The organism is Chryseobacterium formosense (assembly GCF_900116415.1).
Taxonomy (GTDB): domain Bacteria; phylum Bacteroidota; class Bacteroidia; order Flavobacteriales; family Weeksellaceae; genus Chryseobacterium; species Chryseobacterium formosense.
Map to the genome: position 1 here is coordinate 522,518 of NZ_FPAP01000002.1, position 15,674 is coordinate 538,191.

A 15,674-nucleotide genomic window follows, 5' to 3' on the forward strand; every position below is an offset into this window, starting at 1 on the left:
AATTTTTTTGAAAACGAATTCCAATTTTTTAAATCTGAATAATTCTTAATAAACCCTGCAAAACCTTACCAATATTAAGTTTTTTGATGATTGTTAAATTTTTTTAATTTTTTAAAAGAAAAGTTCTATCTTTGCACCATTCGATCATTCAAATATTGAAAATGTTATCAAGAAAGGTTGAGGGATTAGACCCTGTGAAACCTTAGCAACCCTTTGCGCAAGCAATGAAGGTGCTACGTTCTACCAAAATTATTTTGGACAGATAACTTACTGAAGTTCTTTTCAGCCATTTCCTGTGGCATTTTCAATTGTATTATCAAAAAGTATAATAGAATTGAAAACAGAACTAAACTATATTAATCTTTCGTATCGTACAAATTCCCAAAAGGAATATCATATCCCGTTGAGCTATCAGCTTTTCGGGAAAGACTTGTTTTCTTCACCGATCATTTTAGTTAATCATGCTCTAACTGGAAACTCAGATGTTTCGGGAGAAAAAGGGTGGTGGAAACAATTAATTGGTGACAATCAGGTTATCGATACGACTCAATATACAGTTCTGTGTTTCAATATTCCCGGAAACGGATTTGATGATTTTTTAATTGATGATTACGAAGATTTCACGCCTTCGGATATTGCAAATATCTTTTTACAAGGTCTTGAAATTTTAAATATTAAAAGTTTACATGCCATTATTGGAGGTTCTTTAGGAGGCGGAATTGGTTGGGAAATGTTGGTGAAAAACCCAACTCTTGCCGAAATTTTCATTCCCATTGCCTGCGATTTTAAAACCCACGATTGGCTTCATGCACAATGTCTGGTTCAGAAATTTTTGTTAAATCAAAATGATGAACCATTACAAAAAGCCAGAATTCATGCGATGTTGTGCTATCGAACACCGGAATCGTTAAATGATAGATTTCAAAACAAATACAATCAGGAAAAACATAGATTAGAATCTGAAGATTGGCTCATTTATCACGGAAACGCTTTAAACGAAAGATTTAGTTTGAAATCCTATAAGCTGATGAATCATTTGCTGATGAATATTAATGCCAACGCAGATCATCTGGAGAAAATTCAGGCACGAATGCACTTGATCTCCGTTGATACTGATTTATTTTTTCCTGCTTCTGAAATCCGAATGTGCTTTGAAAAGCTGAAAGAAAAAAAGGAAAATGTTTTCTATCACGAGATCACCTCAATTCACGGGCACGACGCCTTCTTAATGGAATATAAACAATTAAATACTATCATAAAAAATATTTTGTAAAATGAGTAAGATTAATGCTAACGAAATAAAATTTTTAAAAAACAGATCAATCATCAAATTTGAAGGGGAAGATTTCTTAGGAGAAATCGGGATTGACGGACGAATTTTCAAAGCGCTTACTTTGGCGCGAATCAGTGTTGGAGTAATTTCTCAACAGGCCATCGAAAACGGAATTTCTATTCTTGTTCAGGAAAGCGATTCCGAAAAAGCAGTAAATTGTCTGATTGATGAATTTGAAGCAGAAAGAAAATCAGGGAAAGTTTCTCAGATTTACAGCATAAATAACGTGTCGGTTTTGGGTTTTGTTGCTGAAGATTTCAATAAAGTTCTGGCGGAACTGGCAAGAAATAACGTTTTTCCATTGCTTTTAAATCAAATTGCAGCAGAAAAAAGGGTAAATATCGTTGTAACATCTTCACAGGACGAAAAAGCGAAAAATATCATCGAGTCTGAAATTTCTAAAAAACCAAAAACGGTTCATTTAGCAATCATTGGTCACGGTAACGTTGGAAAGACTTTGATAGAGCAGGTTTTACAATCATCAGAAGAAATCAGAAGACGCAAAAAAATTGATCTGAAAGTGGTAGCAGTTGCCAATTCAAGAAAAATTGCTTTCAATAAGAAAGGTTTTGATAACAACTGGAACGATGAGGTTTTGACAGCCGAAAGTCCGTCAAGTGTCAATGAATTAATCAGATTCTCAAAAGAAAATCAACTGGAAAACCTGATTGTTGTTGATAATACAGCGAGTAAAGATTTTGTACATAACTATCATACGTTGGCAGAGAACGGTTTCGATCTGGTTTCTTCCAACAAAATTTTTAACACACTTCCGATCGAAGAATACCGTAAACTAAGATATACGTTGAACAAAAATAACAGACGTTATCTTTACGAAACTAATGTTGGAGCAGGTTTGCCGCTAATTGATACGATTAAATTATTACATCTTTCAGGAGAAAATATCACAAGAATCAAGGGTGTTTTTTCCGGAACATTGAGTTATGTTTTCAATAATTTTTCTTTAAGAGATGATAAATTTTCAACAATCATCAACGAAGCTTTGGAAAAAGGATATACAGAACCAGATCCAAGAGAAGATTTATCAGGAAACGATGTGGCGAGAAAATTATTGATTTTGGCGAGAGAATTAGATTTAATTAATGAATTCGACGATATCAACATCCAAAACTTAGTTCCAGAAAGTTTGCTTTCAGTTTCAAAATCGGAATTCCTTACAAGACTGAATGAACTGGATGAAGAATATCAAAAAATCAAGCAAAACCAAGAATCGGGTCATGTTCTAAGGTACGTTGGAGATCTTCACGGAGATTTGCAAAAAGACAAAGGTGAGCTTGATGTAAAACTAGTTTCTGTTCCTGCAACTTCAGCATTAGGACAGTTGAAAGGTTCAGATTCAATCTTCGAAATTTATACCGAAAGTTACGGTGAAAATCCAATCGTTATCATGGGAGCCGGAGCCGGAGCTAAGGTTACCGCAAGAGGTGTTTTCGGAGATATTTTAAGAGTAAGCGAAACGAAATAATTTTAAAATATAAACAGTCCCGAAGGGACGATTTAATAAAGGATAGGATGCAATCCTATCAACAAATAAATTAAATTAAAAACATAACAATATAGTAACGTATCAATATAATAATTTGAAAAAATCATTGTTAAATTGATGCGTTTCTAAAAAGATAAATAAGTTTATGAGTGATAACATTCAACCAGAAACTAGCAACGAGCAACTGTTAAACTTTGAAACACTTGCCATAAGAACACAAACTGAAAGAACGCAGTTTGACGAGCATTCTACACCATTGTATTTGACATCCAGCTTTGTTTTTGAAGATGCGGAAGATATGAGAGCGAGTTTTGCAGAAGAAAAATCAAAGAATTTATACAGCCGTTTTTCAAACCCGAATGTAACAGAATTCACCGATAAAATTGCAAAAATGGAAGGCGCAGAAGCAGGATATGCTTTCGCAACGGGAATGGCAGCGATTTATTCAACGTTTGCAACATTATTAAATGCAGGTGATCACATCGTAAGTTGCCAATCGGTTTTCGGATCTACGCACACATTGTTCACAAAATATTTCCCAAAATGGAATATTGAAACAACTTATTTCAAAGCCGGAGATTCCGAAAATGTTGAAAAATATATTAAGCCCAACACAAAGATTTTATATCTGGAAACGCCTACCAATCCGGCGATTGAGGTTTTGGATTTAGAATTTTTTGGACAAATAGCAAAAAAACATAATTTAATTTTCATTGTTGATAATTGTTTTGCAACACCATATCTACAGCAGCCCATAAAATATGGAGCAGATATCGTTGTGCACTCCGCAACAAAGTTGATCGACGGTCAGGGTCGTGTTTTAGGTGGAGTAGCGGTTGGTAGAGAAGATCTGATTCGTGAAATTTATCTGTTTGCAAGAAATACAGGTCCGGCAATGTCGCCTTTTAACGCTTGGGTTTTATCAAAAAGTTTGGAAACTTTGGCGATCCGTGTTGAAAAACATTGTGAAAATGCTTTAAAAGTTGCTGAATTTTTAGAAAACCACCCGAATGTAGAATTAACGAAATATCCATTCCTGCCATCTCATCCAAGCTATGAAGTTGCCAAAAAGCAGATGAAATTAGGCGGAAATATCGTCGCATTTGAAATCAAAGGCGGAATTGAGGGCGGAAGGAACTTTTTAGATAAAATTAAAATGTGTTCCCTTTCTGCAAACTTGGGAGACACGAGAACGATCGTGACGCACCCTGCATCTACAACACACTCGAAATTATCAGACGAAGAAAGAAATGAAGTAGGAATTACGGCAGGTTTGGTTCGTTGTTCGGTAGGTCTGGAAAATGTAGAAGATATTATTGCAGATTTAAAACAGGCATTAAATTAATAACGAACCCGAAGGGTTCAACAACAATAGCCATATGTGAAACGTATGGAAAAAGATATTAATCATTAATTCAACGATGAAAAATAAATAAAAATGAAAAATTCAGAACAACTATACAAAGCATTATCCGAAAGAATTTTAATTCTGGACGGAGCAATGGGAACGATGCTTCAGAGATACAAATTCGAGGAAGAAGATTATCGCGGTGATCGTTTTAAAGACTGGGAACATCCGGTGAAGGGAAACAATGATCTACTTTCGCTGACACAGCCTCAAGCAATTGAAGAAGTTCATAAAAAATACCTGGAAGCTGGAGCAGACATCATTGAAACCAATACATTCTCAGGAACAACCATTGCGATGGCTGATTACCACATGGAAGATTTGGTTTACGAACTAAATTATGAATCTGCAAAAATTGCAAGAAAAGTTTGTGATGAATTTATAGTTCAGAATCCTGACAAACCAAGATTTGTAGCAGGTTCTATCGGACCAACCAACAGAACGGCAAGCTTGAGTCCTGATGTAAACGATCCTGGGTACAGAGCCATCACCTTTGAAGAATTGAGAGTTGCTTATAAACAACAATGCGAGGCTTTATTAGACGGAGGCTCAGATATTTTATTGGTAGAAACCATTTTTGATACATTAAATGCAAAAGCAGCTCTTTTCGCAATCGACGAAATTCAGGATGAAAGAGGAATCAAAATCCCGATCATGGTTTCAGGAACGATTACCGATGCTTCAGGGAGAACATTGAGCGGACAAACCGCAGAAGCATTTTTAATTTCGGTTTCACATCTGAATTTATTGAGTGTCGGTTTCAACTGTGCTTTAGGGGCAAATCAGTTGACGCCCTATTTGGAAACATTGGCTCACAATTCAGAATTCCACGTTTCGGCGTATCCTAATGCGGGTCTTCCCAATGCTTTCGGGAAATATGATGAAACACCGGAAGATATGGCGGGTCAGATCAAAGAATACGTGGAGAAAGGATTAATCAATATTATCGGAGGTTGTTGCGGAACAACGCCGGATCATATCAAAGCGATTGCTGATTTGGTAGCACAGTATCCTCCAAGAAAATTGAATGAATTTGTCTGATTTGATAGATTTTTTTTATTGAATTGGTAAAAAAGGAAACGGTTTTTAATATTAACTTTAAATATCACACAAAATTTAAAGAAAATGGAAAAACCGATTTACCTTAAAAATTCAGAGGATGCAAAACTGTTTAATGAACTAAGAAAGAAAGTGAACCAGCGTGTGGAAGCCATTCCCGAAAACAGGGATCTTTATATTCAGATCAAAGCCATTATTTTGCCTTTGGTCTATTTTGGTTTATATGTTTTTGCGCTTTTTAATGTAGATAAACCGTGGATTTACATTTCGAGTTTTGTGCTGATGGGAATTTCTTTGGTTTTGATTTATTTAAATTTAATTCACGAAGCAGCTCACAACAATATTTACAAAAGCAAAAAATTAAACAGTCTGGTGTTGCAGATTTTTGATTTTGTAGGAGCAAATTCCTACATCTGGAAAAAAAGACATATTGCAGCGCATCACGCTTATCCAAATGTGGATGGTTGGGATACCGACATCGAGCAGAGCGGTCTTCTGTTGATTGTTCCCTGGATTAAAGCGAAAGGTGTTCAGAAATACCAGCATTTCTTTTTCTTTCTGGTGTATCCTTTATATCTGTTCAATTGGATGTTTATCCGTGATTTCAGAGATTTTTTCGATAATGAAAGGGTGATTCTGAAAACGCAGGGAGCAATTCCGACAAAAGAAAAAATTAAAATGGTTGCTTTTAAATTGTTTTATTTTTTCTATCAGATTGCAGTTCCGGTTTTGTTTTTTAAAGTATCCATTGGTTTGGCTTTAGAAGCTTGGTTTTTACAGGTTATTGCAGCGAGTATTTTTGCGCTTTTTGTGTTGTTGCCTCTGCATCCGCTTCCTGATAATGCTTTTCCTAAATTGAATGAAAAAAACGGACTGCCTTTCAGTTGGCTTCAACATCAGTTTGAAGTAACCAATGATTTACAGGAAAATAACTGGTTTGTGAGAAATGTATTGGGAAATTTCAACTTTCATGTTGCCCATCACTTATTCCCGAATTACAGCTATTTATATTATAATGAAATTACTGAGGAAATCGAAAAATTTGCCAAAGAACATAATTTGGCGTACAAAAGGTTTCCGATTTTCACCGCTTTGGGCAAACATGTGGATTTGCTGAAGCAAAATGCGAATAACGCATATTTTATTTTAGAAGAATAATTTGATGAAATATTTAAGATTATCGGGGCTTGAGCCTTTGATTATTACTCCGGAAACAAATTTTATCAATGTTGGTGAAAGAACCAATGTTGCCGGATCCAAAAAGTTTTTAAGATTAATTAAAGAAGAGAAATTTTCTGAAGCTTTAGATATCGCAAGAGATCAGGTAGATGGCGGTGCTCAGATTCTTGATGTCAATTTTGACGACGGATTGATCGATGGAAAAGCGTCCATGATTAAATTTTTAAATTTAATTGCTTCTGAACCTGATATTTCAAGAATTCCTTTGATGATCGACTCGTCAAAATGGGAGATTTTAGAGGCAGGATTACAGGTTGCACAGGGTAAATGTGTGGTAAATTCCATCAGCTTAAAAGGTGGTGAAGAAGAGTTTGTCAAACAGGCAAAAGCAGTTAAGAGATATGGTGCGGCAGTAATCGTCATGGCATTTGATGAGGTCGGACAAGCTGATACCTACGAAAGACGTCTCGAAATTTGTGAAAGAAGTTATAAAATACTGACGGAAGTTGTTCGTTTTCCTGCCGAAGATATTATTTTCGATTTAAATATTTTCCCGGTTGCAACGGGGATGGATGAACACCGCAGAAACGCAATCGATTTCATTGAGGCAACGAGATGGGTTCGCCAGAATCTTCCTTATGCTTCTGTGAGTGGGGGAGTTTCTAATGTTTCTTTCTCGTTCCGAGGAAATGATACGGTGAGAGAAGCGATGCACTCGGTTTTCTTATATCACGCTATTCAGGCGGGGATGAATATGGGAATTGTGAATCCCGCATTGCTTGAAGTTTATGATGAAATTAATAAAGAACTTTTAGAGCTTGTAGAAGATGTAATTCTCGATAAAAGAGAAGATGCCACAGAGCGTCTTTTAGATTATTCGGAACGAAATAAATCGGTTAAAAAAGAGAAAGTTGAAGAGCTGGAGTGGCGTAATCATCCTTTACAGGAGAGAATTACGCATTCATTAGTAAAGGGGGTCGATCGTTTTATTGAAGAAGATGTTGAAGAAGCAAGACTACAGTCTGAGAAACCTCTTCATGTGATCGAAGTTAATCTGATGACCGGAATGGGCGTTGTCGGTGACTTGTTTGGAAGCGGAAAAATGTTCCTTCCACAAGTGGTAAAGTCAGCTCGTGTGATGAAAAAAGCGGTGGCTTATCTACAACCATTTATCGAAGCTGAAAAAGATCAGACGCAGAAAGCCAACGGAAAAATTTTAATGGCAACCGTAAAAGGAGACGTTCATGATATTGGAAAAAATATTGTGAGCGTAGTTTTGGGTTGTAACAATTACGAAATTGTCGATTTGGGAGTGATGGTTCCTGCCGAAAAAATTATTCAGGCAGCGATTGATCATCAGGTTGATGTTATCGGTTTGAGCGGATTGATTACACCTAGTTTGGACGAAATGGTCTACATCGCTTCAGAATTGGAAAGACAAAATTTGGATTTTCCTTTGTTAATCGGTGGTGCAACAACTTCAAAAGCGCATACCGCCGTGAAAATCGATTTGAAATATAAAAATGCAGTTGTTCACGTGAATGATGCCTCCAGAGCAGTAAATGTGGTAAGTTCATTGTTGGGTGACAGAAATAAAGAATATGTTGAAGATTTAAAAAGTGACTATTCAGATTTCAGAGAAAAGTTTCTGAACAGACAGGTTGATAAAGATTATGTTTCGATTGAAGATGCCCGAAAAGATAAGTTTAAAATCGATTGGGAAAATGAAGAAATTTTCACACCAAATCAATTAGGAATTCAAGTTTTTGAAAATCAGGATTTGAGAGAATTGTTACCATTCATCGACTGGTCACCGTTTTTCAGAAGCTGGGATCTTCACGGAAAATACCCAAACATTTTAGAAGATGAAGTCGTCGGAGCTCAGGCGAAAGAATTATTCAAAGATGCTCAAGTTATATTAAATCGAATTTTAGACGAAAAATTGCTAACCGCAAAAGCTATTTTCGGAATTTTTAAAGCGAATTCTAATGAAACGGATGATATTTTAATCTTCGATGAAAATGATAAACAGAAAGTGAAATTCCTGACATTGAGACAACAGGCTCAACGTTCGAAAGGAAAAGATTATCTGGCTTTAAGTGATTTTATTGCCCCTCAAAGTTCAGGAAAAACCGATTATATGGGAGCTTTCTGTGTAACAACAGGTTTCGGAACAGATGAATTGGCTGAGGAATATGAAAAAGCAAATGACGATTACAATGCCATCATGGTAAAAGCTTTGGCCGACCGTTTTGCAGAAGCTTACGCCGAATTTTTACATAAAAAAGTAAGAACTGAATATTGGGGGTACGCCAATCAGGAAAATTTAAGCAACGAAGAATTAATTGCCGAAAAATACAAAGGAATCCGTCCTGCTCCGGGATATCCGGCATGTCCCGATCATTTAGAAAAACATGCGATTTGGGATCTTTTAAAAGTAGAAGAAAATATCGGAGTTTACTTAACTGAAAGTTTAGCCATGTTCCCAACCGCTGCTGTTTCCGGATATTATTTTGGAAGTCCGCACGCAAAATATTTCGGGCTAGGAAAAATCGCAGAAGACCAATTGAAAGACTATTCAAAAAGAAAAGGAATTTCATTACAGGAAGCCAGAAAATGGCTGAATCCTAATTTAGCTGACGGAATTTAGTTTGAGATTCGGCGGCGGCTTTGCCGCCGCCGAATCTCAAACTTCAAAATAAATATTAAAAACAAATTATCAAATAGAGCTCGTGATTGAAAGTTTATTGGTTGATTTTTTTTCATCAAAACCAACTAACAACGCTCAACAAGCAACAAAAATATAAAATGAAGATTACAGATCACATAAAAAATGCAAACGGAAAAACTTTGTTTTCCCTCGAAGTTGTTCCGCCACAAAAAGGAATTGGGATTGAAGATTTATATAAGAACATAGACCCTTTGATGGAATTTAAACCGCCATTCATTGATGTGACGACTTCCAGGGAAGAATATATTTACATTGATAAAGGAAATGGCTTGATGGAACGTCGCATTACGAGAATGCGTCCCGGGACATTGGGGATTTGTGCGGCAATTCAACATAAATATAATGTAGATACTGTTCCGCATTTGCTTTGCGGAGGGTTTACAAAAGAAGAAACAGAATATCTTTTGGTGGATTGTATGTATCTTGGAATTGATAATATCATGGCTTTGAGAGGTGATGCGATGAAGGGGCATCAGTATTTCGAACCTACTCAGGGAGGTCATGCGAGTGCAATGGATCTGGTACATCAAATTAATGATTTAGGACGCGGGAAATATCTTCATAATCAGGATGAAGAATGTGAAGAACATAATAAATTCTGTATTGGAGTTGCTGGTTATCCCGAAAAACACATGGAAGCTCCTTCAATGAATTATGATCTAAAATGGTTGAAGCAAAAAGTAGATGCAGGTGCAGATTATATCGTAACGCAGATGTTTTTTGATAATAAAAAATTCATTGAGTTTGTAACTAAGGCTAGAGAAATGGGAATTACCGTTCCAATTATTCCTGGAATTAAGCCGATTGCGACAAAAAAACATTTAAAAATTTTACCTCAAATTTTCAAAATTGATTTACCGGAAGATTTAATTAATGAAGTCGAGAAAGCAAAAAATAATGAAGCTGTAAAACAAATCGGAATCGAATGGGCCATCAATCAATGCAGAGAATTGCTGGATTTCGGAGTCCCTGTTTTACATTTTTACTCGATGGGTAAAAGTGATAATATTAAGAAGGTAGCGGGAGAGTTGTTCTAATTAAGTAAAAATTATATTTGATTTGAAGCTTTGTCGAAAGACAAGGCTTTTTTATTAGATATTTTAAAGTTTCGGAGGCGGCTTTGCCGCCTCCGAAACTTTAAATCATAACATCGGGTGCCTCTCAAACTCCTTATTCCTGTCAAAAAAATAACGATAAGTCGCCAATTTCCTCGTCACCGTTGTATCAAGATTTTCAGCAATTTTAATCATCTTCGGATTAAAATCACCGATCCACTGCATTTCTGTGACTTTAAAATCGGTGTGTTTTCTTAAATGTTGAGTGCCCTCCCAGATCATATATCCTTCCAGACCCTTTTTTTGCCATTCAGGAACAACTCCGAAAACGAGTCCGATCATTTTTTCGTTTTTCTTAAACCTTTTAATCCAAATAAATTTTAGCTTTTCCCAGATTCCAAATTTTCCGTTTAAATATTTAAACCATTGATTGGTATCAGGAAGATTCATCCACATGGCAACAGGTTTTTCATTTTCGTATACAAACCATGAAATATGCTCATTAATGATAGGCTTCATCATTTTAAACATTTTCAGAACCTTAGCTTCTTCCATACATTTTCCTTCTCCGTGAGAAGCCCAGGCTTTATTATAAATTTCAGTAAAATCTTTAGCAAATTTCTCCAGTTTATCCTTAGTCATTGGTTTTGCGGAGATTTCAGGATTCTTGCTGTGTTTCGCATGCATCACAGTGAAAACTCTGGAAACCTCTGCAAAAATCGGTCGCGAAAAACAAAGCTGTTCAAAATAAACTTTAAAACCGTAGTTTTCAAAAAGATCTTTGTAATACGGAAAATTGTAATTCATTCCATATAATGGTTCGATAAAACCTTCAATTACAAGACCCCAAAATTTATCCCGTTCTCCAAAGTTGATCGGGCCATCCATCGCTTCTATTCCTTTTTCCTGAAGCCAGTTTTTACAATAATCAAAAATGAAATTGGCAGTTTCTTGGTCATTAATACAATCAAAAAATCCTATTCCGCCGGTTGGTTGGCTTTGTTCGTATAAATTATTGATGAAAACAGCTACTTTTCCAACTGTTTTAGAATCATTTTTAAATAGAAACCTTGCACATTTGCCATCTTTATAAAATTTGTTTTTTTCAGGGTTGAAAATATTTTCGATGTCTTTGTCTAAAGGCCTGATGTAGTTTTTGTCGTACTGATAAAGTCTTGCCGGAAAATCGAGGAATTCCTTTTTTTGATGGGTATCTAAAACTTCTTCAACAGTAATCATAGCTTCTTTACTCAGTATAAAACCGAAAGGTAATATTTTTAATTATAAATTGAAATACATGAAAAGATTTTATCCGTATTTTTGTTGCAAAATAAATAAAAAATGGTTGATTTTACCGATAACGACGATGATATTTTCACAGGAAAAGAACATACGCCTATACGAGATGATGCTTTTGAAAAATCACCAGAAGAAAAAATAGAAAAAATTACCGGACTTTTTGCAGAAATTATGGAAACGCTTGGTCTTGATATGACCGATGATTCTCTTAAAGATTCTCCAAAAAGAGTCGCAAAAATGTATGTTAATGAGATCTTTGGCGGACTTCTTCCTGAAAATAAACCGGGAATTTCTACCTTTTCAAATAAATATAAATACCGCCAGATGTTGGTAGAAAAGGATATCACAGTATATTCATTCTGCGAACACCATTTTTTGCCGATCATTGGAAGAGCGCATGTTGCATACATTTCAAACGGTGAAGTGATCGGATTATCAAAAATCAATAGAATCGTCGATTATTATGCGAAGCGACCACAGGTTCAGGAAAGACTGACGATGCAAATTGTTAATGCGCTAAAAGAAGCTCTAGGAACAAAAGATGTTGCCTGTATCATCGATGCAAAGCACCTTTGCGTAAATTGCAGAGGAATAAAAGACACTGCAAGTTCAACAATTACGGCTGAATTGAGTGGTATTTTCAGAACCAATCCGATTACGAGACAGGAATTCCTTCATTATGTGGGAAGCCATGCGAAATTGGATTATTAATTAAGAGAATATAAGTATGGATTATCAGATTCTCAAGAATATTGTGAACGAAGAACTTCAAAGGTTTGAAAATATTTCGGAAGAAGAATGGTCAGCAAAAATTTTGCCTGAAAAATGGTCGAAAAAAGAAATTTTAGGTCATCTTTGTGATAGTGCTTTATCAAATATCAGAAGATTTGTAATCACTCAATATAAAGAAAACGAGAATATTGTTTATGATCAGAATTTTTGGGTGAAAGCTCAGAATTATCAGAATACTCCGACTTCAGATATTATTAGTTTATGGAAATTTTTGAATTTTCAGATAGTAAATACTGTTGAAAATATTCCTGACGAAGCTCTCCAAAGAACTTGTGATATGACAAAAACGGAATCTCAGATTTTCACTTTAAAATTTATTATTAATGATTATATTGGTCATTTACAACATCATTTAAAAGCTATTTAGTAATGATAAAATTTAAAAAAGTTTCAGATAAGATTTTTGTAGCCACAATTATTTGTTGTTAAAAACCTTTATAAAAATTTTGAATCTTAAATCTTAAACTTTGAATTAAATTATGCAATTAAAAATATACAACTCGCTTGCGGGAGAAAAAGAAATATTCAAACCCATTTTAGAAGGAAACGTAGGAATGTACGTTTGTGGACCAACGGTTTACAGCAATGTGCATTTGGGAAATGTGCGAACTTTCCTTTCTTTCGATTTTATCTATAGAAGTTTGATGCATTTGGGTTATAAAGTTCGTTATGTAAGAAATATCACCGATGCAGGCCATCTTACAGACGATGGAGATGTGAATAACGATCGTTTCGTAAAACAAACCCGTTTGGAAAAACTTGAACCAATGGAAATCGTACAAAAATATACCGTCGATTTTCATAAAGTTCTGGATATGTTTAATTTATTGCCTCCGAATATCGAACCGACTGCAACAGGGCATATCGTTGAACAAATTGAATTGACTCAAAAATTAATCGAAAAAGGATTCGCTTACGAAAGCAATGGTTCTGTATATTTCGATGTTTTGGAATATAACGCAAGAGGTCTTAATTATGGTGAATTATCAAAAAGAAATATAGAAGAACTTTTCGCAAATACCCGTGATTTAGACGGACAAGGCGAAAAGAAAAATCCACAGGATTTTGCATTGTGGAAAAAAGCTTCTCCGGCACATATTATGAGATGGAATTCGCCTTGGGGAGAAGGTTTTCCGGGATGGCATCTAGAATGTACTGCGATGAGTACAAAATATCTTGGAGAAACTTTTGATATTCACGGAGGTGGAATGGATTTGAAATTCCCACACCACGAATGTGAAATTGCACAAGGGAAAGCTTGCAATGATACCGCTCCGGTAAATTACTGGATGCATGCCAATATGTTGACAATGAATTCCCAGCGTATGAGTAAGTCAACAGGAAATTATATTTTGCCGATGCAGTTGGTTTCAGGTGAAAATGATTTTTTCGAAAAATCATTTCATCCTGCGATCGTTCGTTTTTGTTTTTTACAGGCGCATTACAGAAGTGTTTTAGATATTTCAAATGAAGCAATGTTGGCAAGTGAAAAAGGTTTCAGCAGATTGATGGAAGCCTTGAAAATTGTTTCGAATTATGAATTTCGGCTTTCGGATTTGTCATCATTCGATTTGAAAGGTTGGAAACAGAAATGCTATGACGCATTGACGGACGATTTCAATTCTCCGATTCTGATTTCGCATCTTTTTGAAGCTGTCAGTTTCATATTTAAATTAAAAGAAAATAAAGAAACGATTTCAGCTCAAGATCTGGAAGATTTAAAATCTACCTTAAATGCTTTTGTTTTTGATGTTTTAGGTTTACAGAATATGGAAGAGAATAACAATCAAAAATTAGATCAAACTTTGCAGGTTTTAATTGAACTGAGAAATCAGGCTAGAAAATCGAAAAACTTTGAACTTTCAGATCAGATCAGAGATAAGCTTTTAGCAGAAGGAATTGAATTAAAAGACGGAAGAGACGGAACTTCTTACGTTTTGAATTAGAACGTAAAAATATTTACTTTAGACTCTCACATTTTGTGGGAGTTTTTTTATGCATAAATTGTCATTTCGACGAAGGAGAAATCCATTTTCAATCTTTAACTTAAATATTAATCTCAACCTAAAAAAAATTATAATCCAATCCGAAAATTATGTAACTTAGTCATACTAAAATGATTAAAAATTAAAACTTACCTATTATGAAAAAACATTTATTCCCTATTGTCTTATTATTACTTGGAAACACAATCAGCGCACAGCAGGATTTTTTTGCACTAACAGGAAAAAACTCTCCCGGAATTGAATTCAGTGATTTTCGTGCAATGAATTCAGACGGAACATCCGGAGAAAGTATTTTTGGTGTTTCTTCAGAAGCAAAAGTGATTTCACAGGCGAGAAAATCGGCAATTACAGAGGTTAAGAATTCTTATAGTAATTCTCAGGCAACAACTTTAGCGACATTAGCATTTGATGCTTCAGGAAACAATTTGGTGTATATGCCAATGTTTTCATCCAATATTTATGTTTTAAATCAGAAAACAAAAGAAATTACTTTGGTCGAAAATACAGTTGCGAGAGTTAGTTCTTGTGACATCAATTCGCATATCACGAGAATGGCAACCGGATATGACGGAAATATTTATGCGATCAACAATGCAGGAACGCAATTTCTTCAGATCAGCAAAAAACACGATCAATACACTGTCAGTGATCTTGGAATCATTAAAGATGATGCTTCCAATGGTAAGAATTCGTTTACGGCAATGGAGACGGGTTTTGGTGGTGATATTATTGCTGATGCAGATAATAATTTCTACGTTTTTTCGGCTTCAGGAAATGTGTTTAAAGTTTCAACTAAAGAACTAAAGGCTAAATTCGTAGGGAAAATTACAGGTCTTCCTGAAAACTATTCCGTAAACGGGGCAGCTGTAAATTCAAAAGGGAATATTGTTGTGGCAAGCGCAAAAGGTGCTGCTTTATATGAATTGAATCTCAATAGTTTAGAAGCAAAACAGCTTCCGGGAGAACAAAGTCTTCACATTTATGATTTGGCGAGTAAGTATTTTGCAAATGACAGAGTTGCAGCAAACAATACTTTTGCGAATATAGATATTTATCCTACAAAAGTTGAGGATCAGACAATAACGGTAAATGTGAATGATAAATCGGTGAAAGGAAATATTAAAGTGAATATTTTTGATATTTCAGGAAAATCCGTCATGTCTTCCAATCTCTCAGTAAAAGATGGTAATCTTAATCAGCAGATTCAGTTAAGAAATTTGGTGACCGGGGCGTATTTGGTGAATATTACTGAAGAATCCGGGAAAACATTACTTTCAAAGAAAATCCTCGTAACAAAATAACTGA

At 35.2% G+C, this 15,674-nt stretch carries 12 protein-coding genes and 1 riboswitch; of the genes, 11 read left to right on the forward strand and 1 reads right to left on the reverse strand.

Annotation, left to right across the window (positions count from 1 at the left end):
* Positions 1-161 precede the first annotated feature (161 nt).
* Positions 162-269, forward strand: a riboswitch (SAM riboswitch).
* A gap of 65 nt (positions 270-334) precedes the next feature.
* From BM371_RS08645 to metF, 7 genes are all read left to right on the forward strand, one after another.
* Positions 335-1,273: an alpha/beta fold hydrolase gene (locus BM371_RS08645; protein ID WP_034678089.1), complete on the forward strand. Its 939-nt coding sequence runs from the start codon at positions 335-337 to the stop codon at positions 1,271-1,273.
* A 1-nt stretch (position 1,274) separates the two neighbouring features.
* Positions 1,275-2,819 (forward strand): ACT domain-containing protein, encoded by a 1,545-nt coding sequence (locus tag BM371_RS08650; protein ID WP_034678090.1) that lies wholly within the window; start codon positions 1,275-1,277, stop codon positions 2,817-2,819.
* A gap of 166 nt (positions 2,820-2,985) precedes the next feature.
* Complete coding sequence (locus BM371_RS08655; protein ID WP_262486424.1) at positions 2,986-4,185, forward strand: O-succinylhomoserine sulfhydrylase; 1,200 nt, start codon at positions 2,986-2,988, stop codon at positions 4,183-4,185.
* A gap of 93 nt (positions 4,186-4,278) precedes the next feature.
* Entirely contained in the window at positions 4,279-5,289 is a 1,011-nt protein-coding gene (locus tag BM371_RS08660) for a homocysteine S-methyltransferase family protein (protein WP_034678091.1), read from the forward strand.
* 84 nt (positions 5,290-5,373) lie between these two features.
* Positions 5,374-6,465, forward strand: a complete 1,092-nt coding sequence (locus BM371_RS08665) for a fatty acid desaturase family protein (protein ID WP_034678092.1) — start codon at positions 5,374-5,376, stop codon at positions 6,463-6,465.
* Positions 6,466-6,469: 4 nt separating this feature from the next.
* Positions 6,470-9,136 (forward strand): methionine synthase, encoded by a 2,667-nt coding sequence (gene metH / locus BM371_RS08670; protein ID WP_051882922.1) that lies wholly within the window; start codon positions 6,470-6,472, stop codon positions 9,134-9,136.
* 158 nt (positions 9,137-9,294) lie between these two features.
* The gene (metF, locus tag BM371_RS08675; RefSeq protein ID WP_034678309.1) at positions 9,295-10,254 is read left to right on the forward strand and encodes a methylenetetrahydrofolate reductase [NAD(P)H]; all 960 of its coding nucleotides are present in this window, start codon (positions 9,295-9,297) and stop codon (positions 10,252-10,254) included.
* A gap of 105 nt (positions 10,255-10,359) precedes the next feature.
* Here metF and BM371_RS08680 read toward each other — a convergent pair whose 3' ends face one another.
* A complete protein-coding gene (locus BM371_RS08680) occupies positions 10,360-11,511 on the reverse strand; it encodes a hypothetical protein (RefSeq protein ID WP_034678093.1) in 1,152 nt (383 codons plus the stop codon).
* Positions 11,512-11,613: 102 nt separating this feature from the next.
* Here BM371_RS08680 and folE point away from each other — a divergent pair, with 102 nt between their 5' ends.
* The 4 genes from folE (at position 11,614) to BM371_RS08700 (ending at position 15,670) form a co-directional block, all read left to right on the forward strand.
* Entirely contained in the window at positions 11,614-12,282 is a 669-nt protein-coding gene (gene folE, locus BM371_RS08685) for a GTP cyclohydrolase I FolE (RefSeq protein WP_034678095.1), read from the forward strand.
* A gap of 16 nt (positions 12,283-12,298) precedes the next feature.
* On the forward strand, positions 12,299-12,730 hold the full coding sequence (locus tag BM371_RS08690) for a DinB family protein (protein ID WP_034678097.1): 432 nt from the start codon (positions 12,299-12,301) through the stop codon (positions 12,728-12,730).
* Positions 12,731-12,842: 112 nt separating this feature from the next.
* Positions 12,843-14,309: a cysteine--tRNA ligase gene (cysS, locus tag BM371_RS08695; RefSeq protein ID WP_034678099.1), complete on the forward strand. Its 1,467-nt coding sequence runs from the start codon at positions 12,843-12,845 to the stop codon at positions 14,307-14,309.
* Positions 14,310-14,506: 197 nt separating this feature from the next.
* Positions 14,507-15,670, forward strand: a complete 1,164-nt coding sequence (locus BM371_RS08700) for a T9SS type A sorting domain-containing protein (protein WP_034678100.1) — start codon at positions 14,507-14,509, stop codon at positions 15,668-15,670.
* Positions 15,671-15,674: the final 4 nt, after the last annotated feature.